Annotated in this window: 24 protein-coding genes; 11 read left to right on the top strand and 13 right to left on the bottom strand. The window is 61.4% G+C overall.

Annotation, left to right across the window (positions count from 1 at the left end):
* Nucleotides 1–7: 7 nt before the first annotated feature.
* Nucleotides 8–811: a SirB1 family protein gene (locus AC07S6_RS21875; RefSeq protein ID WP_020301219.1), complete on the bottom strand. Its 804-nt coding sequence runs from the start codon at nucleotides 809–811 to the stop codon at nucleotides 8–10.
* 187 nt (nucleotides 812–998) lie between these two features.
* Between AC07S6_RS21875 and AC07S6_RS21870 the strand changes: the two genes are divergently transcribed.
* Nucleotides 999–2,018 (top strand): Glu/Leu/Phe/Val dehydrogenase family protein, encoded by a 1,020-nt coding sequence (locus tag AC07S6_RS21870; RefSeq protein WP_014717048.1) that lies wholly within the window; start codon nucleotides 999–1,001, stop codon nucleotides 2,016–2,018.
* A gap of 55 nt (nucleotides 2,019–2,073) precedes the next feature.
* Here AC07S6_RS21870 and AC07S6_RS21865 read toward each other — a convergent pair whose 3' ends face one another.
* Nucleotides 2,074–2,334 (bottom strand): YebG family protein, encoded by a 261-nt coding sequence (locus tag AC07S6_RS21865; protein ID WP_003188807.1) that lies wholly within the window; start codon nucleotides 2,332–2,334, stop codon nucleotides 2,074–2,076.
* A 382-nt stretch (nucleotides 2,335–2,716) separates the two neighbouring features.
* Between AC07S6_RS21865 and AC07S6_RS21860 the strand changes: the two genes are divergently transcribed.
* Entirely contained in the window at nucleotides 2,717–3,205 is a 489-nt protein-coding gene (locus AC07S6_RS21860; RefSeq protein ID WP_014717052.1) for a phosphate-starvation-inducible protein PsiE, read from the top strand.
* Here AC07S6_RS21860 and AC07S6_RS21855 read toward each other — a convergent pair.
* The 3 genes from AC07S6_RS21855 to AC07S6_RS21845 all read right to left on the bottom strand — a co-directional run bounded on the left by AC07S6_RS21855 (nucleotide 3,202) and on the right by AC07S6_RS21845 (nucleotide 6,512).
* Nucleotides 3,202–3,519: a DUF3509 domain-containing protein gene (locus AC07S6_RS21855; protein ID WP_034128674.1), complete on the bottom strand. Its 318-nt coding sequence runs from the start codon at nucleotides 3,517–3,519 to the stop codon at nucleotides 3,202–3,204. The genes AC07S6_RS21860 and AC07S6_RS21855 overlap by 4 nt on opposite strands.
* 265 nt (nucleotides 3,520–3,784) lie before the next feature.
* Nucleotides 3,785–5,074: a serine/threonine transporter gene (locus AC07S6_RS21850; protein WP_495113032.1), complete on the bottom strand. Its 1,290-nt coding sequence runs from the start codon at nucleotides 5,072–5,074 to the stop codon at nucleotides 3,785–3,787.
* Nucleotides 5,075–5,135: 61 nt separating this feature from the next.
* Nucleotides 5,136–6,512 carry an L-serine ammonia-lyase gene (locus AC07S6_RS21845; protein ID WP_191949111.1) on the bottom strand — a complete coding sequence of 459 codons (1,377 nt, stop codon included), beginning with the start codon at nucleotides 6,510–6,512 and terminating at the stop codon, nucleotides 5,136–5,138.
* A gap of 137 nt (nucleotides 6,513–6,649) precedes the next feature.
* Here AC07S6_RS21845 and AC07S6_RS21840 point away from each other — a divergent pair, with 137 nt between their 5' ends.
* A complete protein-coding gene (locus AC07S6_RS21840) occupies nucleotides 6,650–7,597 on the top strand; it encodes a LysR substrate-binding domain-containing protein (protein ID WP_495113031.1) in 948 nt (315 codons plus the stop codon).
* Nucleotides 7,598–7,810: 213 nt separating this feature from the next.
* Complete coding sequence (locus tag AC07S6_RS21835) at nucleotides 7,811–8,221, top strand: HPF/RaiA family ribosome-associated protein (RefSeq protein WP_003188815.1); 411 nt, start codon at nucleotides 7,811–7,813, stop codon at nucleotides 8,219–8,221.
* A 56-nt stretch (nucleotides 8,222–8,277) separates the two neighbouring features.
* On the opposite strand, the gene AC07S6_RS21830 is transcribed toward AC07S6_RS21835, so the two are convergent.
* Entirely contained in the window at nucleotides 8,278–9,789 is a 1,512-nt protein-coding gene (locus tag AC07S6_RS21830) for an MFS transporter (protein WP_495113030.1), read from the bottom strand.
* Nucleotides 9,790–9,893: 104 nt separating this feature from the next.
* Here AC07S6_RS21830 and AC07S6_RS21825 point away from each other — a divergent pair, with 104 nt between their 5' ends.
* The gene (locus AC07S6_RS21825; RefSeq protein WP_038449017.1) at nucleotides 9,894–10,766 is read left to right on the top strand and encodes a LysR family transcriptional regulator; all 873 of its coding nucleotides are present in this window, start codon (nucleotides 9,894–9,896) and stop codon (nucleotides 10,764–10,766) included.
* 90 nt (nucleotides 10,767–10,856) lie between these two features.
* Here AC07S6_RS21825 and fecA read toward each other — a convergent pair whose 3' ends face one another.
* From fecA to AC07S6_RS21810, 3 genes are all read right to left on the bottom strand, one after another.
* Nucleotides 10,857–13,193, bottom strand: coding sequence for a TonB-dependent Fe(3+) dicitrate receptor FecA (fecA, locus tag AC07S6_RS21820; RefSeq protein WP_495113029.1), 2,337 nt, complete (start codon nucleotides 13,191–13,193; stop codon nucleotides 10,857–10,859).
* A gap of 91 nt (nucleotides 13,194–13,284) precedes the next feature.
* Complete coding sequence (locus tag AC07S6_RS21815) at nucleotides 13,285–14,226, bottom strand: FecR domain-containing protein (RefSeq protein WP_495113028.1); 942 nt, start codon at nucleotides 14,224–14,226, stop codon at nucleotides 13,285–13,287.
* The gene (locus AC07S6_RS21810) at nucleotides 14,223–14,711 is read right to left on the bottom strand and encodes a sigma-70 family RNA polymerase sigma factor (RefSeq protein ID WP_014717061.1); all 489 of its coding nucleotides are present in this window, start codon (nucleotides 14,709–14,711) and stop codon (nucleotides 14,223–14,225) included. Before AC07S6_RS21810 ends, AC07S6_RS21815 begins: the two co-directional genes overlap by 4 nt.
* A 171-nt stretch (nucleotides 14,712–14,882) precedes the next feature.
* Here AC07S6_RS21810 and AC07S6_RS21805 point away from each other — a divergent pair, with 171 nt between their 5' ends.
* From AC07S6_RS21805 to AC07S6_RS21785, 5 genes are read left to right on the top strand one after another with little or no spacing between them, the layout of a single operon-like run.
* Nucleotides 14,883–15,185 carry a DUF3649 domain-containing protein gene (locus AC07S6_RS21805; protein WP_490614179.1) on the top strand — a complete coding sequence of 101 codons (303 nt, stop codon included), beginning with the start codon at nucleotides 14,883–14,885 and terminating at the stop codon, nucleotides 15,183–15,185.
* Nucleotides 15,182–16,756: a PepSY-associated TM helix domain-containing protein gene (locus AC07S6_RS21800; protein WP_495113027.1), complete on the top strand. Its 1,575-nt coding sequence runs from the start codon at nucleotides 15,182–15,184 to the stop codon at nucleotides 16,754–16,756. Before AC07S6_RS21805 ends, AC07S6_RS21800 begins: the two co-directional genes overlap by 4 nt.
* Complete coding sequence (locus AC07S6_RS21795; RefSeq protein WP_495113026.1) at nucleotides 16,756–17,082, top strand: DUF3325 domain-containing protein; 327 nt, start codon at nucleotides 16,756–16,758, stop codon at nucleotides 17,080–17,082. The genes AC07S6_RS21800 and AC07S6_RS21795 overlap by 1 nt, the downstream gene beginning before the upstream one ends.
* Before the next feature lie 13 nt (nucleotides 17,083–17,095).
* Nucleotides 17,096–17,674, top strand: a complete 579-nt coding sequence (locus tag AC07S6_RS21790) for an RNA polymerase sigma factor (RefSeq protein ID WP_197881492.1) — start codon at nucleotides 17,096–17,098, stop codon at nucleotides 17,672–17,674.
* Nucleotides 17,671–18,648, top strand: coding sequence for a FecR family protein (locus tag AC07S6_RS21785; RefSeq protein WP_495113025.1), 978 nt, complete (start codon nucleotides 17,671–17,673; stop codon nucleotides 18,646–18,648). The genes AC07S6_RS21790 and AC07S6_RS21785 overlap by 4 nt, the downstream gene beginning before the upstream one ends.
* Before the next feature lie 230 nt (nucleotides 18,649–18,878).
* On the opposite strand, the gene AC07S6_RS21780 is transcribed toward AC07S6_RS21785, so the two are convergent.
* Both AC07S6_RS21780 and yejK read right to left on the bottom strand, forming a co-directional pair.
* Nucleotides 18,879–19,229, bottom strand: a complete 351-nt coding sequence (locus tag AC07S6_RS21780; protein WP_020301210.1) for a glutaredoxin family protein — start codon at nucleotides 19,227–19,229, stop codon at nucleotides 18,879–18,881.
* Nucleotides 19,229–20,233 (bottom strand): nucleoid-associated protein YejK, encoded by a 1,005-nt coding sequence (yejK, locus tag AC07S6_RS21775; protein WP_197881485.1) that lies wholly within the window; start codon nucleotides 20,231–20,233, stop codon nucleotides 19,229–19,231. Before yejK ends, AC07S6_RS21780 begins: the two co-directional genes overlap by 1 nt.
* A gap of 396 nt (nucleotides 20,234–20,629) precedes the next feature.
* Here yejK and AC07S6_RS21770 point away from each other — a divergent pair, with 396 nt between their 5' ends.
* Nucleotides 20,630–20,911 carry an HU family DNA-binding protein gene (locus AC07S6_RS21770; protein ID WP_003188840.1) on the top strand — a complete coding sequence of 94 codons (282 nt, stop codon included), beginning with the start codon at nucleotides 20,630–20,632 and terminating at the stop codon, nucleotides 20,909–20,911.
* Nucleotides 20,912–21,093: 182 nt separating this feature from the next.
* On the opposite strand, the gene rlmF is transcribed toward AC07S6_RS21770, so the two are convergent.
* Nucleotides 21,094–22,110 carry a 23S rRNA (adenine(1618)-N(6))-methyltransferase RlmF gene (gene rlmF, locus AC07S6_RS21765; protein ID WP_495113024.1) on the bottom strand — a complete coding sequence of 339 codons (1,017 nt, stop codon included), beginning with the start codon at nucleotides 22,108–22,110 and terminating at the stop codon, nucleotides 21,094–21,096.
* Between the two features lie 239 nt (nucleotides 22,111–22,349).
* Complete coding sequence (locus tag AC07S6_RS21760; RefSeq protein ID WP_005785134.1) at nucleotides 22,350–25,196, bottom strand: valine--tRNA ligase; 2,847 nt, start codon at nucleotides 25,194–25,196, stop codon at nucleotides 22,350–22,352.
* Nucleotides 25,197–25,346 lie beyond the last annotated feature (150 nt).

The raw sequence follows: 25,346 nt of genomic DNA, 5'->3' as shown, positions 1-25,346 counted from the left end.
AGTGGGGTCAGTGCACCACTGAGTTGGGTGGCAGATGCCCCAGCCGCTCGGTCAGGCGCAGGCGCTGGATCGGGTCGTCGCTGAGCAGCAGCGCGTGTTCCAGGTCGAAGCGTTCGGCGCTGGGGCAGTCCAGGCGTTGATACAGGCTGGCCCGCGCCAGGTAGTCGGAGGCGCTGGCGTTGCCCAGTTCCAGTACGCGCTCGGCGTCCACCAGGGCGGCCAGTGGCTCGTCGTTGGCAAGGTAGAGTTGGCGCAGGTTGCGCGACAGCCGTTGCAGGATGGCCCGTGGCTCGGCGGTCAGCAGGTGGTCGGCCTGCAATTTCAGCTTCGACCCATATTGGCGCGCCAGCAACTCGCGACAGTCGTTGGGGTACAGGCGCCGGCCGCCGCAAGGGTCCAACAGGTGATCGGCTCCCGGTACCCGCAGCAGGAAGTGCCCAGGGAAGTTCACGCCGACCATGGGGATATCCAGGCGCCGTGCCATCTCCAGGGCGATCAGGCCCATGGCCAAGGGTTGCCCGCGTTTGCGTTGCAGCACTTTGTCCAGCAGCGCGGCGGCGGGGCGCAACGGCGTGTGGTCATCCTGGGCAAACCCCAGGTCATTCATGCGCCGCAGTAGCGGCTGGCCGAGTTCATCCGCCGGTAGCAAGGGCATGCCCAGGCTCACCTGTTGTTGTAGCGCACCAAGGTCGTGCAGGATCAACGCGGGCTGCACGCTGGCGTCATGCTCGGCAGCAATCCACAACGCGGCTTCAAACAGCGCAGGGGGTGAACGGTCCAGACAGGCGAAAAAGGCTGTGCGGGGATTCATTGAGTTCTCCGGCGTATGCCCCCGTTTTAGCCTTGCTGCGAATTTTCGTCCAGCATCTTGAGAGATATCCCAAACTCTTATGTCGTAGATCCCACGAAAACGCGCGGCTTATTCCAGCGCAATCCAGCAGTTTTCTGCCGCAAGCCTATACTTGGCCCACTACCAGAAGTGATTCGGGAGCTCATTGATGTTTGCGCTCATGCACAGCACCCGCCTTGAATCGCTGCACCTGAGCGTTGATCCGGTGACCGGCTTGAAGGCGATCATCGCCATCCACAACAGTCGCCTGGGCCCAGCGTTGGGTGGCTGTCGTTACCTGGCTTACCCTAATGATGAAACCGCCGTGGCCGATGCCGCGCGCCTGGCGCAAGGCATGAGCTACAAAGCGGCACTGGCCGGGCTGCCGGTGGGCGGCGGCACGGCGGTGATCATCCGCCCCGTGCACGTGGAAAGCCGTGCGGCGCTGTTCGAGGCGTTTGGCCGTTGTGTGGAAAAACTCGATGGCCGCTTCATCACCTCGATCGACAGCGGCACCTCGGTCGCCGACATGGACTGCATCGCCCAGAACACCCGCTTTGTCACCAGCACCACCGCCGCCGGAGACCCTGCCCCTCATGCTGCCATGGGGGTGTTTGCCGGTATCCGCACTACCGCCATGGCGCGCCTGGGCAGCGACAACCTCGAGGGCCTGCGCGTCGCGGTGCAAGGCCTGGGGAATGTCGGTTATGCCCTGGCCGAACAATTGCACGCCGCCGGTGCCGAACTGCTGGTCAGCGATATCGACCACGGCAAGGTGCAACTGGCCATGGAGCAACTGGGCGCCCACCCGATTGCCAACGACGCCTTGCTCAGCACCCCCTGCGATATCCTCGCACCGTGCGGCGTCGGCGCCGTGTTCAACCGTAACAGCGTCGGCCAGTTGCGTTGCGCCGCCGTGGCGGGTGCCGCCAGCGCACAACTGACCAACCTGGACATCGCCGACCAATTGGAAGGCCGCGGCATCCTCTACGCGCCAGACTACGTGATCAACTCTGGCGGGCTGATCTACGTCGCCCTCAAACACGCCGGCACCGACCTGCCTGGCATCACCGCACACCTGTCGAACATCGGCAGCCGCCTGACCGAAATCTTTGCCCACGCCCAAGCCGAAAAACGCTCCCCCGCGCGGGTGGCCGATGAACTGGCCGAACGCTTGCTGTACAAATAGGCCAGGCATTAAAAAGGCCCTGAATCCATGATTCAGGGCCTGTTCAATTCGGGCTTTACTCGGCTGCCGGGTTCAGCAACTCGGACAGCGCGTCCGGTTGGCTCTTGAACGCCTTGGCAAATACATCACGGTTCTTCGCCATGTAAATCCCGGCTTCCTCCACCTGCTGCTCGCTCAACGACGGCACGGCTTTTTGCAACACCTCTGCCAGCAACTCAGCGAGTTCAAGCATCTTGTCATGACGGTCAGCTTCGGCTTTATCCATGAACAAACGCTCCAGATCTCGGCTGCTGCGGTATACCACTTCGACGGCCATTCACCACCTCACATGCCTTCACGATAGTTGTCTTTTGCGACTACTGTATTTATATACAGCGAAAAGGATAAGCCAAACGTCGGGGTTTGGGTAGTAGGTTTTTAATGTAGTTGGGAAATAGGGGGCTGAACCGGAAATTTCGCACGGCACGCTGAGGTCGATGGTCGATCGTTCCCACGCTCTGCGTGGGAATGCATCCCGTGACGCTCCGCGTCACCCACGAGCTGGTCTGCGGGACGCGCACTGTGGCGAGGGCTCGATTTCTGTGCCTCATGCCACCGAGCCATCATCTCATGGCAGTGCTGGCCTTTTTTCTGCATGCAGAACAACCGTCACGTCCACCCCGCATTATCCGGTCGAGCCGACCTAAGGAAGCATCATCGTGAAAATCAATTGGGCCGAAAGGCTGCGTCAGCAAGTACATGGGCTGGCCGAGTCGTTGGGTAATCTGTTTGTCGAGTCGTTCCATTACCTGGCGCTGTTCGCCATTGGTGCGGTGACCGCCTGGGCAGCGGTGATGGAGTTCTTGGGGATGCTGGAGAATGGGCACATCAAGATCGATGACATCTTGCTGCTGTTCATCTACCTGGAATTGGGCGCCATGGTCGGGATTTACTTCAAGACCAACCACATGCCGGTGCGCTTCCTGATCTACGTGGCGATTACCGCGCTCACGCGTTTGCTGATCTCCAACGTGTCTCATCACAACCCGCCAGACCTGGGCATCATCTACCTGTGCGGCGGGATTCTGCTGTTGGCGTTTGCGATCCTGGTGGTGCGCTATGCGTCGTCGGCGTTTCCTTCGGTGAAGGTCGAAAGCCCGCGTCGCAAGGGCGAGGCGAGCCTGGAGACCGAGAAGGGCGAGCTTTAAAGCCCGACGCTGAAGGGTAGGGTGCGGGCGGGCGGTCGCTGCAGGAGTTTGTGGCTGTCGCCGTCCGTCATCAGCTCCAGGATTTCCACGGCGCTGTGGCCCTGTTCGATGGCGATGCCGAACTGGATGCTTTGCACCAGGCGCCTGAGGCGCTGCGGGTCGTTGCGTTGTTCGGCGCTGATCATGCGCTTGGCCACTACGCCAGTCTCGTCAGAGAGGGTGAGCATGATGCTGCCGTCCAGCCGTTGGATGCTCAGGTTGACGCGGTATTGGGGGCTGAACGTGTCGGTGATGATCTGAAAAGGATTGTCCATGGTGCGTTACCGCCTGATAAGAACATGCAGTCATTGACGGCCGGTGTCGGGATTAGTTCGCATTGCCTGACCACTGGCCAAATTCCGTTTTCCTCAAAAGTTCTACAGCAAAGGCCGTGCCGTACAGCGATTTACCCGGCACAGAAATCCAAATGTGGGAGCGGGCTTGCCCGCGATTGCGGTGTATCAGCCAATCAATAGTTGGCTGAATGATCGCTATCGCGGGCAAGCCCGCTCCCACATTGGATGTATGTCGTGAGCTAATTCAGGGCATTACGGAAAAAACGATCGCAGACAGCGCAATCAGGCCGATGACCACTACAAACACATTCGATACCTGACCTGAATACTGGCGCAAAGATGGCACGCGGCGAATCGCGTACATCGGCATCAGGAACAGCAGGCACGCGATGATCGGCCCGCCCATGGTTTCGATCATGCCCAGGATGCTCGGGTTGAAGGTGGCCACGGCCCAGCAGGTCAGCACCATGAACAACGCGGTGCAGCGTTCCAGCCATTTCGCCGACATCGAACGGTTGCGCCCACGCAGGGATTTGACGATTAGCCCCTGGAAGCCTTCGCTGGCACCAATGTAGTGACCCAGGAAGGACTTGGTAATCGCCACCAGCGCGATCAACGGTGCGGCGTAGGCAATCACCGGCGTCTGGAAGTGGTTGGCCAGGTACGACAGGATCGAGATGTTCTGCGCCTTGGCAGCGGCCAGGTCAGCCGGTGACAGCGCCAGCACGCAGCTGAAGCAGAAGAACATCACGGTCAGCACCATCATGCCGTGGGCGGTGGCCAGGATGCCGCTGCTTTTGCGCTCGGCCTGGGCGCCGTAGACGCGCTTCTGGTCCACGGCAAAGGCGGAGATGATCGGCGAATGGTTGAACGAGAACACCATCACCGGGATCGCCAGCCACAGCGTTTTGAAGAGCAGCGGCAGCGGCATGCCCTCGCTGGCCGAGGCGAAGAACGCGCCGTTCCAGTTGGGAATCAGGCTGAACGCCAGCAGCAGCAAGGCGGCCACGAAGGGGTACACCAGCACGCTCATGGCCTTGACGATCACGCCCTGGCCGCAACGCACGATGGCCATCAGGCCAAGGATCAGCACGAGCGACAGAATCGCCCGGGGCGGCGGCGCCATGTGCAATTGGTGCTCCATGAAACTGCCGAGGGTGTTGGTCAGCGCCACGCTGTACACCAGCAGGATCGGGAAGATCGCAAAGAAATACAGCAGGGTGATCAGCTTGCCGGCGCCGACACCAAAGTGTTCCTCGACCACTTCGGTGATGTCGCCGGATTTGCCCGACAGCACAAAGCGCGTCAGCCCACGGTGGGCGAAGAAGGTCATCGGAAATGCCAGCAATGCCAGCACGATCAGCGGCCAGAAGCCGCCGACGCCGGCATTGATCGGCAGGAACAGGGTGCCCGCGCCGATGGCGGTGCCATAGAGGCCGAGCATCCAGGTGGTGTCGTGTTTGGTCCAGCCGGTGGTTACTGTGCTTTCTCTGACATCGGGATTTTCGGCAGCAGGTGTACGTACATCAGTCATCGGTATTGCCTCGTTATTATTTTTGCGCGGGCTCACGTTGGGGCGGGTAGCAGTGCTCCGATCAGCACTCCACCCAGCTGACCGCCAGGCCGCCCCGTGAAGTTTCTTTGTATTTGTCATGCATATCGGCGCCGGTATCGCGCATGGTGCGGATGACCCGGTCGAGGGAGATGAAGTGTTTGCCGTCGCCGCGCAGGGCCATCTGCGTGGCGTTGATCGCCTTGACCGCCGCAATGGCATTGCGCTCGATGCAGGGCACCTGTACCAGGCCACCGACCGGGTCGCAGGTCAGGCCGAGGTTGTGTTCCAGGCCGATTTCGGCGGCGTTTTCCAGTTGCTCCGGGGTGGCCCCGAGGATATCGGCCAGGCCGGCAGCGGCCATGGCGCAGGCCGAGCCCACCTCGCCCTGGCAGCCGACTTCGGCGCCGGAGATGGAGGCGTTTTTCTTGCAGAGGATGCCGACGGCAGCGGCGGCCAGGAAGAAATTGACCACGTCGTCGTCAGACGCGTCGGCGTTGAATTTCATGTAGTAATGCAGCACTGCCGGGATAATTCCGGCCGCGCCATTGGTCGGGGCGGTGACCATGCGCCCGCCGGCGGCGTTTTCTTCGTTGACGGCGAGGGCGAACAGGTTGACCCATTCCATCGCCGACAAGGTCGAGGTGATCACGTTAGGCTTGCCGATTTCCAACAGGTTGCGATGCAACTTCGCGGCGCGACGGGGCACATCCAGGCCACCGGGCAGGATGCCTTCATCGCGCAGGCCCTGTTCCACGCACTCGCGCATCACCGACCAGATATGCAGCAGGCCGCTGCGGATCTCTTCGTCGCTGCGCCACGCCCGTTCGTTGGCCATCATCAGTTCGGATACCCGCAGGCCGTGCTTGTTGCACAAGGCCAACAGTTCTACGGCACTGGAAAAGTCGTAGGGCAATTGCACGTCGCTGGTCGGCGCAATGCCTGATGCAGCTTCGGCGGCTTCGATGATGAAACCACCGCCCACCGAGTAATAGGTTTGTTCGCTCAGCAGGCCGCTGTCGCCATAGGCGTGCAAGGACATGGCGTTGGGGTGGTACGGCAGGCTTTCGTCCAGCAGCAGCAAGTCGGTGTGCCAGTTGAAAGCAATTGCCTGAGAGCCCGCCAGCAGCAATTGGCCGGACTCGCGCAGTTGCTGGATACGCGCATTGATCGAGGTGGGGTCGACGCGGTCTGGCCATTCACCCATCAAGCCCATGACACAGGCGCGGTCGGTGGCATGGCCGACACCGGTAGCGGACAGCGAGCCATACAGGCGCACTTCGACGCGACGGGTTTGGCTGAGCACATGCTGGTCGGTCAGGGCTTGGGCGAACGTCGCGGCAGCGCGCATCGGGCCGACGGTGTGGGAGCTGGAAGGGCCGATGCCCACCTTGAATAGATCGAAAACACTGATAGCCATGCTAAAGCCTTACAAGCAATGGAGTAGAAATCGCTGCCATGTTTTGTAGAGCAGGCGGAATTGGCGCGATACTGAGCCTCTGGCTCGGCAGTGACCAACGAATTATCCTAAGACACCCTTTAGCAGGACTAAACGCTATGACTCGCCCCCTCCACGGCCAGACCTATGTCTGGCTGCATGTGTTTTCCTGCGCTGCGCGGCATCTATCGTTCACCCGCTGCGCCGAAGAACTGCACATCACGCCGGGAGCGGTGAGCCAACAAATTCGCCAGTTAGAAGAGCGCCTGGGCTTTCGACTGTTTCATCGGCGTGCGCGAGGCGTTGAACTCAGCGCCGAGGGGCAGCGCCTGGCGGCCGTTGTGGGGGAGGCTTATGGCAGCATTGATGCCGAACTGCAGCGCCTGGACGCCGGGATGATCAGCGGCACCTTGCGCCTGCGTTCGATCCCCTCGTTTCTGGGCAAGTGGCTGACCCCGCGTCTGCCGCGTTTTCAGCAGCGTTTTCCGGACATTCAACTGCGCATGGTCGCCGAAGACAGCAGCATCGCCCTGCATGAAGGCGACTTCGACCTGGCCATCGACCTCAACGACGGCAGCTACCCTGGCTTGTTATCCACAGCCCTGTTGGACGAACAGATATTCCCGGTGTGCGCCCCCGGCCTGTTGCGTGGCCGCCCACCCTTGCATGGCCCGGCGGATCTGGTGCATTTCCCGCTGCTGCACGACATCACGGCCTGGCGTGGGAGTTATGAATATGCCGAGTGGGAGTTTTACCTCAATGCCATCGGCTACCACGGTGCCGACGTACGACGCGGGCACACCTTCAACCGCAACCACTTGACCATCGAAGCCGCCATCGCCGGCATGGGCGTGGCGATTGCGCGGCGCACCTTGCTGAACGATGAGCTGGAGCGCGGCACCTTGATCGTGCCGTTCGGCCTGGCCGTGCCCAACCATAAACGCTACGTGCTGCTGTATGCGCCGGGCGCGTTGAACCATCCGGGCGTGCGTGCGGTGCATGACTGGCTGGTGGAGGAAGCGGGGATTTTTCGCAGCTTGCACCCGTTGGGAGAGGGGCAATTGTGAGGAAAACAGAACGTAAGAAGTTGTAACTAACTCCCCACCCTACCAGCGTTTTTGCTCGTCGTCAGGGTTAATTTGTAATGTAGGATTTATCTTTGCAAAGGGGTTGAAATGTTTCAGCAGGTGCTCAATTGTGTAATCAAGAGGTCATGGTTTCACCACCCCGGTGTTGCAGTTTGTGACCTCTGGCGAGCTAGCTGAAATAAGGGAAGAACTATGCAAATCCAAGTCAATAGCGATAACCATATTGAAAGCAGCATCCGACTGGAGGAGTGGGTACGTACTACCATTGAGAGCACGCTCGAACGCTACGAAGAAGACCTGACCCGTGTAGAGGTCTACCTGCGGGACGAGAACGGCGACAAGCCCGGCCCCCACGATTTGAGTTGCCGTCTGGAAGCACGGCCAAAGGGCCATCAACCAGTTTCCGTGTGCCATAAAGCCGATACGCTGGAGCAAGCGATCGATGGCGCCGCAGTCAAGCTCGACCACGCACTGGAACATCTGTTTGGCAAACTGCAAGGCAAGCCGCGCGCTGCCGGTAAAAACCAGCCAATCAACAAAGTGAACGAAGACGCTTTGGAAGAGGAATTCCTGGAAAACGAAAACGCTGCCATTAACGGCTGATTGTTTTTTCATTCCCCCACTGAAAACGGGCCTGCACATGCAGGCCCGTTTTTCGTTCAGCGCTCACGCCGGAAGAAATGCCGGCTCAGCATCGCCAGCCCGCAGGCGCCCAACCCCGCAAACAGCATGGCCCAGCCGGCGCCGCTGCGCAGTGCTGTTTGCGCATCCTGAATGGTCAGCCCCGGCGCATCCAGCTTGCCGGCGGCAATATGCTGGCTGAGGTTTGTCCACTCCAGTGTTGTGCTGTCAGGCAACACGTGGGCCAGGTTGTGGCTGATCCCCAACAACAGCACCAGGCCCATCAGCGCGATATTGAGCGCGAGGGTGATCAGCCGTGCGCTGAAGTCGATGCCCGAGGCCATGCCTGCGCGGTCATTCGAGACGGAGCCGGTGGTGGTGTTGGTGGTCGGCGAATTGGTCAACGCCAGCCCGATACCGGCGATCACGCAACTGAGCAGCACCAGCGCGGTGCTGGGTTGTTCGGCGTAATTAACGGCGGCCATTCCCATGAACCCTGCGCCCATTACCCCCAGGCCCAGGGGAATGATGCGTTCGGCGCCAAAGCGTAGGGCCAGGCGTTCGGCCAGCGGCGGTACCAGCAAAGTCGGCAAGGTGTAGGCGAGCAAGGCGGCGCCGGTGGTCAGCGTGTCGTAACCCAGGCCCGCCTGGAAGTACAACGGCAGGTAAATCATGAACGGCCAGAAACTGAAGTTCATGCCTATCGAGCCCATCAACGCGCCATTGAAGCGTTGGATGCGGAACACCGAGAAGTCGAACATCGGATGGGCGCTGCGCCGCTCAAGCAAGATAAACAGCAGCAGCCCGGAGACCGCCAGGCCGGCCCAGCCGAGCATCGCCGGGGCGCCAAAGCCGATTTCGCTGCCCTGGGTGATGAAATAAACCAGCGCAAACACCGTGAGTGTCATGGTCAGCATGCCGGCGATGTCGAGGCGATGGTTGGCCGGGTCGCGGGATTCCTGCACGCTGATGTGCAACAAAGCCAAGGTGAGCAGGGTCAGCGGTACATGCACCAGGAACACCCAGCGCCAGTCCGCCACGGCCAGGATCATGGCTCCCACCATCGGTCCGAAACCCAGGCCCACGCCAGCGATCACGCCCCATATCGCAAAGGCCCGCGCACGCGTTGCCGGTTCGCGGAACTGATGGGACAAGATCGCGAACTGGCAAATCATCATGGCCCCGGCCCCAATGCCCTGGACGAACCGCGCCGCGATCAGTGTCGGCGCATCGTTGGCCAAGCCACAGGCCAGTGAGGCCAGGGCGAATACCCATAGACACACCACCAGCACACGCCGACGACCGAAGCGATCCGCCAGGGTCCCCGCCGCCATCAGCACGCTGGTGCAGGCCAGGGTGTAGGCATTCATGATCCATTGGGCGTCTTGAAAGCCCGTGCCCAGTTCCTGTTCCAGCGTCGGCAGGATGACCGGCACGCTGGAGATTTCCAGGCCGAACATCAGGGCCACCAGGCAGACGGCGGTGAGGGCCAGGCCGTTCCTGGCGGTGCGCGGGGGAGTGAGGGCCGATAGTGCGGCGGCGCGGGACATACGACATTCCTTTCGAAAGCGGGAGGGGCTATTCTCTCGGGAATCAGGTTCTTTATTGGCGATAACTTTTCCGTAGACAAGGGAATACAAGGCGACAATTAAGCATGGCTACCCCACGTTTTGATGGTGTCGAACTCTTTCTGCAGATTGTTGAAAGCGGCAACCTCACCGAAGCCGCCGAGCGCCTGAACCTCACGCGTTCAGCGGTGGGCAAGGGCCTGGCGCGCCTGGAAGCACGCCTGGGCACTTGCCTGTTACAGCGTTCCACCCGGCGCCAGCGGTTGACCGAGGACGGGCAGGCGTACTACGAGCATTGCCTGCGCGCATTGGCAGAGCTGGAGGCCGCCGAGTCCGTGCTGGAAAGCGGCCGCCAGCAACCTCGGGGGCGTTTGAGAGTGAGCGTGCCCCTGGCGTTTGGTCATCACTATGCCGCGCCGGCGTTATGGGCTTTGCTGGATCGTTATCCGGAACTGGAAATCGACATTTGTTTTTCCGACCGCATGATCGACTTGGTGCAGGAAGGCTTCGATATGGCCGTGCGCATCGGCCCGTTGCCCGACACCGACCGCCTGAGTGCACGGCGCCTGGGTCAGCAGGTCATGGGGCTGGCAGCGTCGCCTGCGTATTTGCAGCGCAAGGGTGCTATTGGCAGTATCGAAGACTTGGCCGCTCATCGTGGCATTGCCTACCGCAGCAACACCGCGCAGCGCTCGCGCCTGGCTTCGCCCTTGATCGTGGACGACCTCCAGGCGGTAGCCGATGCCGCTATCGCGGGCGTGGGCCTGGCCTGGTTGCCGAGTTGGTTGATTGCCCACTATGCGCTGCGCGGGCAGTTGCAGGCCGTGCTGCCCAGCTACCGTGAGCAACCTGCGCCGATCCATGTGATCTGGCCGACGGCGGCGCATATGCCGGCCAAGACGCGGTGTGCCATTGACGCGTTGGTGGCCGCCACCCCGAGTTGCCTGGCGGGTAGCTAGCCCCATTCAATCCTAAACACACCGACAATCAACTGTGGGAGGGGCTTGCCCCCTCCCACAGTTGGATGTGTTGCAGTCTGCAGATTGCAGTCAGAACGCGATAGAGGTTTGCACATACACCGTGCGCGGCTCACCCACGTACTTGCCCTTGTTGTTGTCGTCGAACGAGCGGGTGTAGTACTGCTTGTTGAAGATGTTCTTCACCCCCACCGCCACATTCAGATCCGACAACTGCGGGCCGAAGTCATAGGCTGCGCGGCTGCTGAACAGCATGTAGCCGGGGATGCGGCCATTGGCACCGTCGGCGCTTTCGGCCTGGGTGTTGGCGTTGTCGGCGAACTGGCTGCTCTGGTAGCTGCTGTCCACATTCAGCTTCCACGGGCCTTCGGTGTAACCCACGCCCAGGGTGCCTTTGTGCTTGGAGGAGAAGGGCACGCGGTTGCCTTTGTTCGGGCCGTCTTCGCGGATGGTCGCATCCACATAGGCGTAGGTGGCGTACACATCAAACCCTGCCAGCGCCGGGCTCAGGCCGTCGAGGGCGTAGTTGATGCTCGACTCGATGCCTTGGTGGCGAGTTTCACCGCGGGCGATCACGGTGTCGTTGGTCTGGTTGCTGTCGTACTGGTTGTCGAAGTTGATCAGGAACGCACCGATTTCCGCGCGCAGGTTGCCATTGTCATAGCGCGTGCCGAGTTCCCAGGTGCGGGCTTTTTCCGGTTTCACTTCACCGCTGTTCACACGGTTTGGCATCTGGCTGTACTGCACGCTGCCGAACGAGCCTTCGGTGTTGGCGTACAGGTTCCAGTCGTCGGTGAGGTGGTAAAGCACATTCAGCGCCGGCAGGGCAGTGTTGTAGTCGCCCTTGTATTTGACGTTGCTCAGGTTGTTGGTCTGCTGGGACTCGATCATCTCGTAGCGAATGCCAGGGGTGAGGGTCCACTTGCCGATGTCGATGCGGTCGTCGATGAAGAACGCATTGGCTTCGGTGCCGCCGCGCGTATCGCGGTCGTTGCGGCTGTTGGTGGTGGGGATTTGCTGGTTGGCGGCAATCGGCGTGCGGTAGCGCAGTTCGTGGCCGGCTTCATTGATGTAGCGGTAGCCCACACCCACTTCATGGCTGGTGGGGCCGAGGTCGAAGCCCTGGGCGAAGCGCGTTTCCAGGCCGCGTACCCAATATTCCCGTGGCGACAGCGACAGGAAGCTGCCTTGGTCCAGGTAGCCGCTGCGCAGGGTCTTGGTGAAGAAACTGTTGACCGTGAATTCGCGGCGGTCCTGCTCGTAGCGGTAGCCGACGTTGAACATCGTGCGGCGGCCCCAGAACTTGTCATACGGGCGGGTGGACTGGTACGGATCAGCCTTGTAGTCCTTGACGTTCAAACCGCCCGGCATATCGGCCTGGCCTTCGTAGTACTGTGCCATGGCGTTGAAGCTGTTGGCGTCGTCCAGTTGGTATTTGCCCTTGAGGATCAGGTCATCGATGCGCGTGTTGCTGTTTTCGCGCCAGCCGCCGCCGCGGGTGCCGGAGTACAGCAGCGCGCCCCCCAAGCCATTGTCGGCAGTGCCGCCGGCCAGCAAGTTGCCGGTGGTCTTGAAGCCGTCGTGGCTGGAGGAGGGGCTGGTCTCGGTCTGCAAACCGCCCTTGACCGTCGGCGCATCCGGGATGGCACGGGTGACGAAGTTGACGATGCCACCGACGTTCTGCGGGCCATAGCGCACCGCACCGCCGCCACGTACTACATCCACCGCGTCCATATTGCCCATGCTGATCGGCGCGAAGGAGAGTTGCGGCTGACCGTAAGGCGCGAAGGGCACCGGGATGCCATCCATCAGCACGGTGGAGCGCGACGCCAGGCGCGGGTTGAGCCCGCGAATGCCGAAGTTCAGCGCCATGTCGTGGCTACCGGTGCCGTTGTTGTCCGGGGCGTTGACGCCAGGGATGCGGTTGAGCACATCGCGGGCCTGGGTGGCACCCTGGCGTTCGAATTCTTCACGGCGGATCACATCTCGGGCGCCGGGGTGTTCGAACACGTTGGTTTGCGCCGCGTCACCGAGCCAGTCGCCGACCACGTTGGAGGTCTGCAACTCCAGTGTGGCGGGGGCGCCGGCCGGTTGCAGGCTGTAGGCGTTATCCCCCTCGGCGCGGGCTTGCAGGCCGGTGCCCTCCAGTAGTTTTTGCAGGCCCTCGGCAGTGCTGTAGCTGCCCGATAACCCAGGGCTTTGCATCCCTGCCGTCACGGCGGAGCCGAAGGACACCAGTACGCCGGCTTCACGACCGAATTGATTCAGGGCCGCTTCCAGGGTGGTCGGGGCGATATGGTACGCCTTGGCGTCGGCTGCCATCACCGCCGGCAGTGTGGTCAGGCTGAGACTGGCACCGAGCAGGAGTTGGCGCAGTGTACGGGCGAGAAGCGTCGGGTGCTGGGGCATGAAGGGCGGTCCTGAGAAGGAAGGATCAAGGTGGCTTTCCTTCTCTGTCACGCCAGGTGCGGAAAACGGCTCACACAAAAGTAAAATAAATTCAGACCCGGGCCTGCACGGTCACCCAATAACGCGTAAAGCGCCGCACTTTCACCGGCAGGCTGATCTCCAGCAGGTCGAGGATGCGTTCGCTGTCATCCAGTGGGTAACTGCCCGACAGCAGCAGGTTGGCGACTTGTGGATCGCACTGGAGCTGGCCGCGACGATAGCGTCCCAGTTCCCCCAAGAAGTCTTCCAGGCGCATGTGTGCGGCCACCAGCATGCCGTCGGCCCAGGCGCCGCTGTTGGCGTCGGTGGGGCGTGGGGTGTCCCAGCCTTTGCGGGTGAAATTGACCTGATGCGCGGCATCGACCCTCAGCGCCAAGCCGTTGTAGCGGTTGGGCATCACCTCGACCTGGCCGGCCAGCACTGCCAGTTGGGTGTGGTCGTTGAACTGGCGCACAGTCAAGCGCGCCGCCTGGCTGCTGAGCAGGCCCTGGCCGGTCAGCACGTGCAACGGCGCCTGGCCTGCACGGGCGGTGAGCAGGATTTCACCTTCAAGCAGGCGCACCAGGCGCTGCTGGCTGTCGAAATGCACATCCACCGCGCTGCCGGTGTTGAGCTGCAACTGGCTGCCGTCGGCCAGTTGTACTGTGCGGCGCTGGCCCACCGGGCTGCGATAGTCAGCCGTCAGCGGCGGCAGGATATGTTGCTGGCGCAGGCTCCAGGCGGCGGCCGAACCGGCACCCACAATCAACAGCAATTTAAGCGCCTGACGCCGGCTGCGGGAGGTAGGCGCGTTCAACGCCGCGTGGGCCAGGGGGGAGGGCACGCCGCGCAGGCGTTGGTTGACGCGCTGGATCTGCTCCCACGCGCGTTGGTGTTCGCTGTGGGCATTCAACCATTGCTGCCAGGCCGCCTGCTGGCGTGGGTTGAGCGTGCCTTGCTGCATTTCCAGCAACCAGTGCACGGCTTGTTCGGCGACTTGGCTGGAGACGTTCATAGGGCGAAGTAGCAGCGCATGGCCGCTTTGGTCAGGTGGCGTTTGACGGTGGCGATGGAGATGCCCAGTTGCGCGCCGATTTGCGCGTAGGTCAGGCCGTCGAGTTGGGCCAGCAGGAAAGCGCGTTTGACCTGCTTGGGCAAGCCGTCGAGCAGTTGGTCCAGTTCCAGCAGGGTTTGCAGGATGATTGCGCGGTCTTCTTCCGACGGTGCCACGTGTTCGGGCATCTGCGCCAAGGCCTCGAGGTAGGCGCGCTCCAGGTCCTGGCGGCGGTAGAAGTTGAACAGCACACGCTTGGCCACGGTGGTGAGGAAGGCGCGCGGCTCGATCAGCGTTGGCGCTTCCCGGGCACTGAGCACGCGGATAAAGGTGTCCTGAGCCAGGTCGGCGGCGTTTTCCGGGCAGCCGAGCTTGCGTCGCAACCAGCCGGTGAGCCAGTGGTGATGGTCGTTGTACAACACTTCGACGGGGTTGGACGGCTGCAACGCGATCACTCCGCAAGCATTCGATATGCTTTAGAGAACAAGAATTGTTCGCATTGTAGGGCGCATAACAAGGTTCGGCAATCGGCCAAGGCAGGTGATTCATCCGTTCTCTTTTGCTTATGAGAATATTTATCATTAATATTGCGCGCTGATGAACCAGGCGCCTGCCGCATGAAAAGCAAAACCTCATTGCCCGTTTCCTACCGCCTCGCCGTCACCTCGCGCGTGCTGGCGGCGGTGATTGGCGGTTATCTGATGGCCTCCCTGGCCGCCATCTGCCTGGCGCTCTGGCTGCCCACCTCCCGTGCCGATGCGGTGGTCACCGGCATGATGAGTTCCTTTGTGTTCTACCTGCTGGCGGTGCTCTGGTGTTTTGCCTGCCGCACGGCATGGCGCGCCTGGGCAGGGGTGATGGTGCCGAGCGCACTCTTGGCCACCCTGGCCGGCATTGGTTTCTGGATGGCTCGCATATGAAAGAGGGCTTTCGCCAGGCCATGGCCTGGCTGCACACCTGGGCAGGCTTGATCTTCGGCTGGCTGCTGTTCGCGATTTTCCTGACCGGCACCCTGGCCTATTTCAAAGATGAAATAACCCACTGGATGCAGCCCGAAGTGCAGGCCCATCCCCTGGACGATGGGCGCAGCCTCGCCGTCGCGCAAAACTACCTGCAACAGCAGGCGCCTACCGCCGCACGCTGGTTCATTACCTTGCCGACCCGCCGCGACCCCGTTTTGTCGGTGATGTGGCAAGACAAGCTCGAACCCGGCAAGCGCGGTACCTTCATCCAGAAAGTCCTCGACCCCGTCTCCGGCCAACCGGTGCAGGCCCGCGAAAGCAAGGGCGGCGAGTTCTTCTATCGTTTCCACTTTCAACTGCAAATGCCTTACCCGTGGGGCCGCTGGCTGTCGACCATCGCCGCCATGGTGATGTTAGTCGCACTGATCACCGGCATCATCACCCATAAAAAAATCTTCAAGGACTTCTTCACCTTCCGCCCGCGCAAAGGCCAGCGCTCCTGGCTCGACGGGCACAACGCGGTGGGTGTGCTGGTGCTGCCGTTTCACCTGATGATCACCTACAGCAGCCTGGTGATTTTCATGAGCATGGTCATGCCTGCGCCCATCGTGGCGTCCTACGGCGACGACAGCCGCGCGTTTTTCAGTGAGCTGTTCCCCGCTACTGACAATGCGCCGGCCCTCGGCCAGCCGGGCAAACTGCTGCCGTTGATGCCGATGTACCAGCAGGCGCGGGAACAGTGGGCGGGCGGGCATGTGGGGCGTGTGGCGGTCAACAACCCCGGCGATGTCAACGCCTCGGTCAATGTGTCTCGCGCCGGCTCCGACAGCGTAGTGCATGCCTCCGGCAGTACCCTGTCGTTCAACGGCACCACCGGCGAGCTGTTGCGAGGCAGTGCCGAGCCGTCAGTGGCGACGGCCATCGGTGGCAGTTTCTACGGTTTGCACATGGGCCATTTCGCCGGCCCGGTGCTGCGCTGGCTGTACTTTATCTGCGGCCTGGCGGGTACGGCGATGATCGGCACAGGCTTGGTGATCTGGCTGGGCAAGCGCCAGCTCAAGCATGCCAAGGCCTCGGTGATGCCCTTTGAACTGCGGTTGGTAGAAGTGCTGAATATTGCCAGCATGTCTGGCTTGATGATCGCCATCGCGGCGTTTTTCTGGGCTAACCGCCTGCTGCCGGTGAGCTTCACCGCGCGTTCCGACTGGGAAGTGCAGGCGTTCTTTATCGCCTGGGCCCTGAGCTTGTTGCACGCCTTGCTGCGGCGCGGTCGCCAGGGCTGGGTCGAGCAACTGAGCTTCGGCGCGCTGTTGTTTGCCGCCATTCCATTGCTCAACGCCATCACCACCTCGCATCACTTGGGTGTCTCTGTGCCAAGCGGCGACTGGGCGATGGCCGGCTTCGACCTCACCTGCCTGGCCAGTGGCGCGTTCCTCGCCTGGGCAGCCTGGAAGATGCACCACCGCAGCGCGCCGCTACCCAAGGCTGAGCGTGCCCGCGGGTTAACATTCAAGCAGCAGGCCAACTGATGCTTCTAGCGCTATTGATGTGCTACGCCGGGTTCATGGCACTGTGCTTGTCCACCGAGCGTCACCACGGCGAATTGCTGCACAGCAAACCTACAGCCATTCGGCGCCTGGGGTTGCGGATGGGCGGCTGGTTGTTGCTGGTCATGTCGATCTGGCCGTCGGTGCTGGGCACCGGTTGGAGTCAGGGCCTGGTGGAGTGGTGCGCGGTGTTGATGCTCAGCGCCTTGCTGCTGGTGTTGCTGTTGCCGTATCGGCCAAGGCTGGCCTTGATCCTCGCGGGGCTCGCTCTTTTGGCCAGCCCTGTTGCGGCGTTCGCCCTCTCTTGAGCCGGCCATGGCCATGAGGACCCAACCACCGCAATCTTCTAAGGACACTCCGCACCCGGATGCAGCGGGTGGACGCGCGCATTTCCTGCAGGTGTTTTTGTCCCAGCGCCCGCAAATGGAGGCGTTGGTCAGCCGCCGTGTGGGTTGCCGCGCCACGGCAGCCGACCTGGTGCAGGACCTGTTCCTGCGCTTCTGGCGTCGCCCGCTGGTGCAGGTCGAAGAGCTGAGCACCTACCTGCTGCGCTGCGCCGGCAACATCGCCATCGACCATCTGCGCAGCGAAGGTGCGCGAGCACGCAGCAGCGAAGGCTGGCTGCCGGAACAATCCGACCACCAAGGCTGCGAACCCCAGGCAGCGCTGGAGGCGGGCAATGATCTGCGCCATGTGGAAGCCGCCTTGCGCAGCTTGCCCGAGCGCACCCGCCAGATTTTCCTGCTTAACCGCATCCACGGCCGCAAGTACGCCGAAATCGCCAAGGCCATGGGCCTGTCCCAAAGCGCCGTGGAAAAACATATGATGCGCGCCCTCGAAGCCTGCAAGGCCAGCCTTCGCGAACCACCGCCTCCACGCATGCCAGGGAAAGCCCCGTGAACGTCACGCCCACGCCCGCCCAGGAACAGGCCGCACTCGATTGGTTGTGCCTGCTGCATGACCAGCCCAGCAGCGGCGACCAGGCCACGTTCAGCCGCTGGTTACGTGCAGATCCCGCACACGTCGAGGCCTACTCCCAAGCCCAGGTGCTCTGGGAATTAAGCGAAGTACCGGCGCGCCAACTGGCCGATGAGGACGCGCTCGCCTTGCAGGGCTACCTCAATACGATCAACGCCTCCAAACGCTCCCGGGTAGCGCGTTGGTCTGGCGCCTTGGCCGTCGCCGCCTGCCTGCTGCTAATGGTGTCGATGGGCGCCGGTTGGCAGCCGTCACGCTGGGTCGATGAGTGGGGCGCCGATTATGTGACGGCGCCGGGTGAGGTAAAGACCTTCACCCTGGCCGATCAATCCAAGGTCACCCTCGACGCCGACAGCGCCATCGCCGTAGATTTCAGCCAGGGCGAACGGCACATCCAATTGCGCCGTGGTGCAGGTTTTTTCAGCGTGACCCACACCGGCCAACCCTTCATGGTGGAGGCGGGCGGCGGTGAAACACGGGTACTGGGCACGCAGTTTGAAGTGCGCCTGCAACCTGACGGCGTCGAGGTCACTGTGCTGTCCGGCCGTGTGGGCGTGACGCCCTCCAAACAGGGCCAGCAACAGCTGCTGACAGCGGGCCAGCAAGTGGCCTATGCCGACGGTATTGCCGACCCTTTGCATGGGGTCGACAGCGCCTCACGCCTGGCCTGGCGCGAAGGTTGGCTCAACTACTACAGGGCACCCCTGGCCGATGTGGTCCAGGACCTGAGGCGTTATTACCCCGGTCGAATTCTTCTGCTTAACGAGAACATGGCCGCCAAACGCGTCAGCGGCAGCTTTCCGAGCCAGGACCCTGTAGCGGTCTTGAACGCCTTGCAAGCGGTGCTGGGTTTTGAACAGCACAGCCTGTTGGGCCGCATGATTGTGCTGCGCTAGGCCTGCGTTGCGGTTTTCGCTGCTGAACCTGTCAGGCAAGAAATACCTCAGCTCGACACGCTCGGCGATGGTGTCGCTGGAGGCCAATTTTCAATCACACCCCAGAGCTCGATGCGCAGAGCAGACTTGTGTGGGAGCTGGCTTGCCTGCGATAGCGGTGTGTCAGTCACAGGTATTGAACCTGTTACACCGCCATCGCAGGCAAGCCAGCTCCTACATTTGATTGGGTGTTACTTCAGGGCGGCCATGATTGCTTCGGGATTGTAGTCGCGAATCAAGGTGCCGTTCACATCCACAAACGGAATTCCGCCACCGCCCAGTGCCTCGTACGCCTTGCGCGCCTCGGCATCCTTTTCTATATCGACGGCCTGGTACGGGATACCCTTCTGGTCCAGAAAACGCCGGATCTGCTTGCAGTACCCACACCACTCGGTGGCATAGAGCACCACCCGCGCAGAGGCGCGTACGTGCTCGGGCGCCACCTGGGACGGGTTGAACAGCCGCTCCACCTTGCCCCAGTTCTGGATGGCAACCACCACCAGCAATACCAGGAGGACTTTCTTGAGCACCCCGCCCAGCATCAGTTACGGCGCTTGAGCTGGTCGGTCAGTTGGGTCGGCAGGCCCTTGATGATCAAGGTGCCGGCGGCTTCGTCGTACTCGATCTTGTCGCCCAGCAGGTGCGCTTCAAAGCTGATGGACAGGCCCTCGGCGCGCCCGGTGAAGCGGCGGAACTGGTTGAGGGTGCGTTTGTCGGCCGGAATCTCCGGCGACAGGCCGTAATCCTTGTTGCGGATATGGTCGTAGAAGGCTTTTGGCCGGTCTTCATCGATCAGGCCCGAGAGCTCTTCCAGGCCCATGGGTTCGCCGAGCTTGGCCTGGCTGCTGGCGTAGTCCACCAGGGTCTTGGTTTTCTCGCGGGCGGACTCGTCGGGCAGGTCTTCGCTCTCGACGAAGTCACTGAACGCCTTGAGCAGGGTGCGGGTTTCGCCCGGGCCGTCGACGCCTTCCTGGCAGCCGATAAAGTCGCGGAAGTACTCCGAGACCTTCTTGCCGTTCTTACCCTTGATAAAGGAGATGTACTGCTTGGACTGCTTGTTGTTCTGCCACTCGGAGACGTTGATACGCGCCGCCAGGTGCAACTGGCCCAGGTCCAGGTGGCGCGAGGGCGTCACGTCCAGCTCGTCGGTCACCGCCACGCCTTCGCTGTGGTGCAGCAGGGCGATGGCCAGGTAGTCGGTCATGCCTTGCTGGTAATGGGCAAACAGCACATGGCCGCCGGTGGAGAGGTTGGATTCCTCCATCAGCTTTTGCAGGTGCTCTACCGCTGTGCGGCTGAAGGTGGTGAAGTCCTGGCCACCGTCAAAGTATTCCTTCAACCAACCGCTGAACGGGTGCGCGCCGGACTCGGCATGGAAGAAACCCCAGGCCTTGCCTTGTTTGGCGTTGTAGCTCTCGTTGAGGTCGGCAAGCATGTTCTCGATGGCGGCGGACTCGGACAGCTCCGAGTCGCGGGCGTGAAGAATTGCGGGTGTGCCGTCGGGTTTTTTGTCGATCAGGTGGACGATGCAATGACGGATCGGCATAGGCTTCTCGGCTGGTTGAAGGGGAGCGGTCGGCCTCCCCGAAAAGTCGCCCAGTGTACCGCACCCATTGGTCAAGACGTGCCCCGAACGGCATTTTGCACGCCCTCCCACTGGCCATATGCCTTTTTTTCACGGTTTAGAGCGATAAAGCTGACCAAATGGGTATGTTGAGGCGGATATTTCCCCGTCTCTGTGCTAGTTTTGCCCCGTCTTACGCCAAGTCTCGGCGTTAAGCGTGCATTCAGCATTTGTCAGGTCGAACCAATCCCCGTTTCAAGCATCTATAACCCCGATCTCCGTGGTTATGGCCGGGGATGCCAGGCCATGACGGTCGGGCTCGACGGCTGACACTGCACTCTGCAATCCATATGAATTTGATAGGGAAGGAACACCACAATGGCTATTACTAAAGACCAACTGATCGCTGACCTGGCTGAAGCAGTAGACGCACCGAAAACTACCGTGCGTGCTCTGCTGGACCAACTGAGCCAAGTTGTTGCTGATCAGCTGGAAAATGGCGGCGAAATCACTCTGCCAGGCGTTGGCAAACTGAAAGTGACCGAGCGTCCTGCCCGTACTGGCCGTAACCCTTCGACTGGCGCTGCCATCGAAATCGCTGCCAAGAAAGTTATCAAGCTGGTTGTGGCTAAAGGCCTGACCGACGCTGTTAACAAGTAAGACGCAGCAAAAAAACCGTGCTTCGGAGTGATCCGGGCACGGTTTTTTATTGCCTGCGATTTTATTGTAGAGCGCGGTTATTGTGGCGAGGGAGCTTGCTCCCGCTGGAGTGCGCAGCGCTCCCAGGATTTTGGGGCCGCTGCGCTGCCCAGCGGGAGCAAGCTCCCTCGCCACAATGATTCTTATCGAACCCAGCGCTGGCGCCAGATCTGCTGCTCGTTCTTGGTCTGGAATGTCCAGGCCACAAAGCGGCTCTGCTTCTGCCCCTGGGACATCTCCACCACCTGGCTTTCCAGCACGCCGGCTTTTTTCAGCGCGGTTTCGATCGCCGGCAAGTTGGACGCTTTGGACACCAGGGTGCTGAACCACAGCACTTTATGGGCAAAATGCGCGCTTTCGGCGATCAACTGCGTCACAAATCGCGCTTCGCCACCTTCACACCACAGTTCGGCCGATTGACCACCGAAGTTGAGCACCGGCAACTTGCGTTTCGGGTCGGCCTTGCCCAAGGCGCGCCATTTACGCTCGCTGCCTTTGGTGGCTTCGTCCATGGCTGCATGGAAGGGCGGATTGCACATCGTAAGGTCAAAGCGCTCACCCGGCTCCAGCAGGCCCAACAGGATCTGCTTGGGGTTGGGTTGCTGGCGCAGCTGGATGACCTTGCTCAGGTCGTTGGACTGCACGATGGCCTTGGCGGCGGACACGGCGATCGGGTCGACCTCCGAGCCCAGGAAGTTCCAGCGGTACTCCATATAGCCAATCAGCGGGTACACGCAGTTGGCGCCCATACCGATGTCCAGCACCTTGACGATCGAGCCCCGCGGGATCTTGCCGTCGTTGACGCTGGCCAGCAGGTCGGCGAGGAAGTGCACATAGTCAGCACGCCCCGGCACCGGCGGGCACAGGTAGTCCGCCGGGATATCCCAATGCTGGATGCCATAGAACGACTTGAGCAGCGCCCGGTTGAACACCCGCACTGCATCCGGGCTGGCGAAGTCGATGCTCTCTTTGCCGTAGGGGTTGATGATCACGAACTGCGCCAGTTCCGGCGTGGTCTTGATCAGCGCCGGGAAGTCGTAACGGCCCGTGTGGCGGTTGCGCGGGTGCAGGGTGGCCTCTTTGCGTGGCGCGACGGGTTTGGCCGTGGCGGCGGTTTTAGGCTTCTTGCGCGGAGGTTTGGGCGTAGTGGGGGCGGTCATGATGATTCTGGGTTTGGCTCAATGTGGTGGGCATTGTCACACATTCCTGAACACAACTCGGTCAAATGTGGGAGCTGGCTTGCCTGCGATAGCATCACCTCGGTCTGCCTGATACACCGAGTCGTCAGTATCGCAGGCAAGCCAGCTCCCACAGGGATAGGGTTTTGATTGGGAAATGGTGTGGTTTTCCTGGACAAAAAAAAGAGGCCCGAAGGCCTCTTTCTCTACACGGTTTCCCCTTACAGGCTGGAAATCCGCGCGTGTTGCTCCGCCAGCTTGCCCAAGGCCTGTTCAGCCTCGGCCAACTTGGCGCGTTCTTTCTCGATCACTTCAGCTGGCGCTTTGTCGACGAACGCCGCGTTGGACAGCTTGCCGCCCACTCGCTGCACTTCGCCTTGCAGGCGCGCAATTTCCTTGTCGAGGCGGGCAAGTTCCGCGCCCTTGTCGATCAGGCCGGCCATCGGCACCAGCACTTCCATATCACCCACCAACGCGGTGGCAGACAACGGTGCTTCGGCATCGGCAGCCAATACGGTGATCGACTCCAGCTTGGCCAGTTTCTTGAGCAGCGCATCGTTCTCGCTGAGGCGACGCTGGTCTTCGGCACTGGCGTTCTTGACGAACACGGCCAGCGGCTTGCCCGGCCCGATGTTCATCTCGGCGCGGATGTTGCGTGTGCCGAGCATCAGGGTCTTGAGCCATTCGATATCGCTTTCGGCGGCCTCATCGATGCGCGCTTCGTTGGCCACCGGCCAAGGTTGCAGCATGATGGTCTTGCCTTCGATACCGGCCAGCGGCGCCAGGCGCTGCCAGATTTCTTCGGTGATGAACGGCATGAACGGATGCGCCAGGCGCAGCGCCACTTCGAGCACGCGCACCAGGGTGCGACGGGTGCCGCGCTGGCGTTCGACTGGCGCGTTCTCGTCCCACAGCACCGGCTTGGACAGTTCTAGGTACCAGTCGCAATACTGGTTCCAGATGAACTCGTACAGGGCCTGTGCGGCCAGGTCGAAACGGAATTGGTCGAGCTGGCGGGTCACTTCGGCTTCGGTGCGCTGCAGCTGCGAGATGATCCAGCGATCCGCCAGGCTCAGCTCATAGGCTTCGCCGTTCTGGCCGCAGTCTTCGCCTTTGTCCAGCACGTAGCGCGCCGCGTTCCAGATCTTGTTGCAGAAGTTGCGATAGCCTTCGACGCGGCCCATGTCGAACTTGATGTCGCGACCGGTGGAGGCCAGCGAGCAGAAGGTGAAGCGCAGGGCGTCGGTGCCGTAGCTGGCGATGCCGTCGGCGAATTCGTCGCGGGTCTGCTTCTCGATCTTTTTCGCCAGTTTCGGCTGCATCAGGCCCGAGGTGCGTTTCTGCACCAGGGTTTCCAGGTCGATGCCGTCGATGATGTCCAGCGGGTCCAGGACGTTGCCCTTGGACTTGGACATCTTCTGGCCCTGGCCGTCGCGTACCAAGCCGTGTACGTACACGGTCTTGAACGGTACCTGCGGGGTGCCGTCTTCGTTCTTCACCAGGTGCATGGTGAGCATGATCATCCGGGCAACCCAGAAGAAAATGATGTCGAAGCCGGTGACCAGCACGTCGGTGGAGTGGAATTTCTTCAGGAACTCGGTCTGCTGCGGCCAGCCCAGGGTAGAGAAGGTCCACAGGCCCGAACTGAACCAGGTGTCCAGTACGTCGTTGTCCTGTTGCAGCGCGATGTCCGCGCCGAGGTTGTGCTTGGCACGCACTTCGGCTTCGTCGCGGCCTACGTAGACTTTGCCCGACTCGTCGTACCAGGCCGGAATACGGTGGCCCCACCACAGCTGACGGCTGATGCACCAGTCCTGGATGTCGCGCATCCACGAGAAATACATGTTTTCGTACTGTTTAGGCACGAACTGGATGCGGCCATCTTCCACGGCGGCAATCGCAGGTTCTGCCAGCGGCTTGGTGGACACGTACCACTGATCGGTCAGCCACGGCTCGATCACGGTGCCGGAGCGGTCGCCCTTCGGCACTTTCAGGCCGTGGTCGTCGACGCTGACCAGCAAACCGGCGGCGTCGAAGGCAGCTACGATCTGCTTGCGCGCTTCAAAACGGTCCAGACCTGCGTATTCGGCGGGGATCTTGCCGTCGATGCTGTCGTTCAGCGAGCCGTCCAGGTTGAACACCTGGCAGGCCGGCAATACGGCGGCATTTTTGTCGAAGATGTTCAGCAGCGGCAGGTTGTGGCGCTTGCCGACTTCGTAGTCGTTGAAATCGTGGGCCGGGGTGATTTTCACGCAGCCGGTGCCGAACTCAGGGTCGCAATAGTCATCCGCGATGATCGGGATGCGGCGGCCAACCAGCGGCAGTTCGACAAACTTGCCGATCAGCGCCTGGTAGCGCTCGTCGTTCGGGTTAACAGCGACGGCGGCATCGCCGAGCATGGTTTCCGGACGGGTAGTGGCGACGATCAGGTAATCGTTGCCTTCAGCGGTCTTGGCGCCGTCGGCCAGCGGGTACTTGAGGTTCCACAGGAAGCCTTTCTCGTCGTGGTTTTCCACTTCAAGGTCGGAAATGGCCGTGTGCAACTTGGTGTCCCAGTTGACCAGGCGCTTGCCGCGGTAGATCAGGCCGTCTTCGTGCAGGCGCACGAAGGCTTCCTTTACGGCTTCGGACAGGCCGTCGTCCATGGTGAAGCGCTCGCGGCTCCAGTCTACGGACGAACCCAGGCGACGGATCTGACGGCTGATATTGCCGCCGGACTGGTCTTTCCATTCCCAGACTTTCTCCAGAAATTTCTCGCGACCCAGGTCGTGACGGTTCTGGCCGGTGGCTTCCAGTTGGCGTTCCACCAGCATCTGGGTGGCGATGCCGGCGTGGTCGGTGCCCGGTTGCCACAGGGTGTCGCGACCCTGCATGCGGCGGAAGCGGATCAACGCATCCATGATCGCATTGTTGAAGCCATGGCCCATGTGCAGGCTGCCAGTGACGTTCGGTGGCGGAATCATGATGGTGTACGAGTCGCCCGCACCTTGTGGGGCGAAATAGTTCTCGGACTCCCAGGTGTTGTACCAGGAAGTTTCGATAGCGTGGGGCTGGTAGGTCTTATCCATGCGCGGCGGGACCCTAGTTGGCATTTATTCAGGAAAGCCGGCAAGTATAACGGGGGATAGGGGCGAGGGCGAGGCGAAGACGGTTAAGACCGATGCAGAATTAATGTGGGAGCTGGCTTGCCTGCGATGGCGGTGTTTCAGTCAGCATCT

The organism is Pseudomonas sp. GW821-FHT07B01 (assembly GCF_059419065.1).
The sequence above is the reverse complement of the archived record's forward strand: the minus strand, read 5'-3'. Positions and strand labels throughout refer to the sequence as shown.

Coding starts and splice junctions, on each gene's coding strand:
- AC07S6_RS21795 (WP_495113026.1), top strand. CDS start 16,756: ATGCTTCTAGCGCTATTGATGTGCTACGCCGGGTTCATGGCACTGTGC.
- yejK (WP_197881485.1), bottom strand. CDS start 20,233: ATGCCGATCCGTCATTGCATCGTCCACCTGATCGACAAAAAACCCGAC.
- AC07S6_RS21840 (WP_495113031.1), top strand. CDS start 6,650: ATGACTCGCCCCCTCCACGGCCAGACCTATGTCTGGCTGCATGTGTTT.
- AC07S6_RS21855 (WP_034128674.1), bottom strand. CDS start 3,519: ATGGACAATCCTTTTCAGATCATCACCGACACGTTCAGCCCCCAATAC.
- AC07S6_RS21770 (WP_003188840.1), top strand. CDS start 20,630: ATGGCTATTACTAAAGACCAACTGATCGCTGACCTGGCTGAAGCAGTA.
- rlmF (WP_495113024.1), bottom strand. CDS start 22,110: ATGACCGCCCCCACTACGCCCAAACCTCCGCGCAAGAAGCCTAAAACC.
- fecA (WP_495113029.1), bottom strand. CDS start 13,193: ATGCCCCAGCACCCGACGCTTCTCGCCCGTACACTGCGCCAACTCCTG.
- AC07S6_RS21800 (WP_495113027.1), top strand. CDS start 15,182: ATGAAAGAGGGCTTTCGCCAGGCCATGGCCTGGCTGCACACCTGGGCA.
- AC07S6_RS21760 (WP_005785134.1), bottom strand. CDS start 25,196: ATGGATAAGACCTACCAGCCCCACGCTATCGAAACTTCCTGGTACAAC.
- AC07S6_RS21835 (WP_003188815.1), top strand. CDS start 7,811: ATGCAAATCCAAGTCAATAGCGATAACCATATTGAAAGCAGCATCCGA.
- AC07S6_RS21825 (WP_038449017.1), top strand. CDS start 9,894: ATGGCTACCCCACGTTTTGATGGTGTCGAACTCTTTCTGCAGATTGTT.
- AC07S6_RS21850 (WP_495113032.1), bottom strand. CDS start 5,074: ATGACTGATGTACGTACACCTGCTGCCGAAAATCCCGATGTCAGAGAA.
- AC07S6_RS21845 (WP_191949111.1), bottom strand. CDS start 6,512: ATGGCTATCAGTGTTTTCGATCTATTCAAGGTGGGCATCGGCCCTTCC.
- AC07S6_RS21870 (WP_014717048.1), top strand. CDS start 999: ATGTTTGCGCTCATGCACAGCACCCGCCTTGAATCGCTGCACCTGAGC.
- AC07S6_RS21865 (WP_003188807.1), bottom strand. CDS start 2,334: ATGGCCGTCGAAGTGGTATACCGCAGCAGCCGAGATCTGGAGCGTTTG.
- AC07S6_RS21830 (WP_495113030.1), bottom strand. CDS start 9,789: ATGTCCCGCGCCGCCGCACTATCGGCCCTCACTCCCCCGCGCACCGCC.
- AC07S6_RS21875 (WP_020301219.1), bottom strand. CDS start 811: ATGAATCCCCGCACAGCCTTTTTCGCCTGTCTGGACCGTTCACCCCCT.
- AC07S6_RS21790 (WP_197881492.1), top strand. CDS start 17,096: ATGAGGACCCAACCACCGCAATCTTCTAAGGACACTCCGCACCCGGAT.
- AC07S6_RS21805 (WP_490614179.1), top strand. CDS start 14,883: ATGAAAAGCAAAACCTCATTGCCCGTTTCCTACCGCCTCGCCGTCACC.
- AC07S6_RS21780 (WP_020301210.1), bottom strand. CDS start 19,229: ATGCTGGGCGGGGTGCTCAAGAAAGTCCTCCTGGTATTGCTGGTGGTG.
- AC07S6_RS21815 (WP_495113028.1), bottom strand. CDS start 14,226: ATGAACGTCTCCAGCCAAGTCGCCGAACAAGCCGTGCACTGGTTGCTG.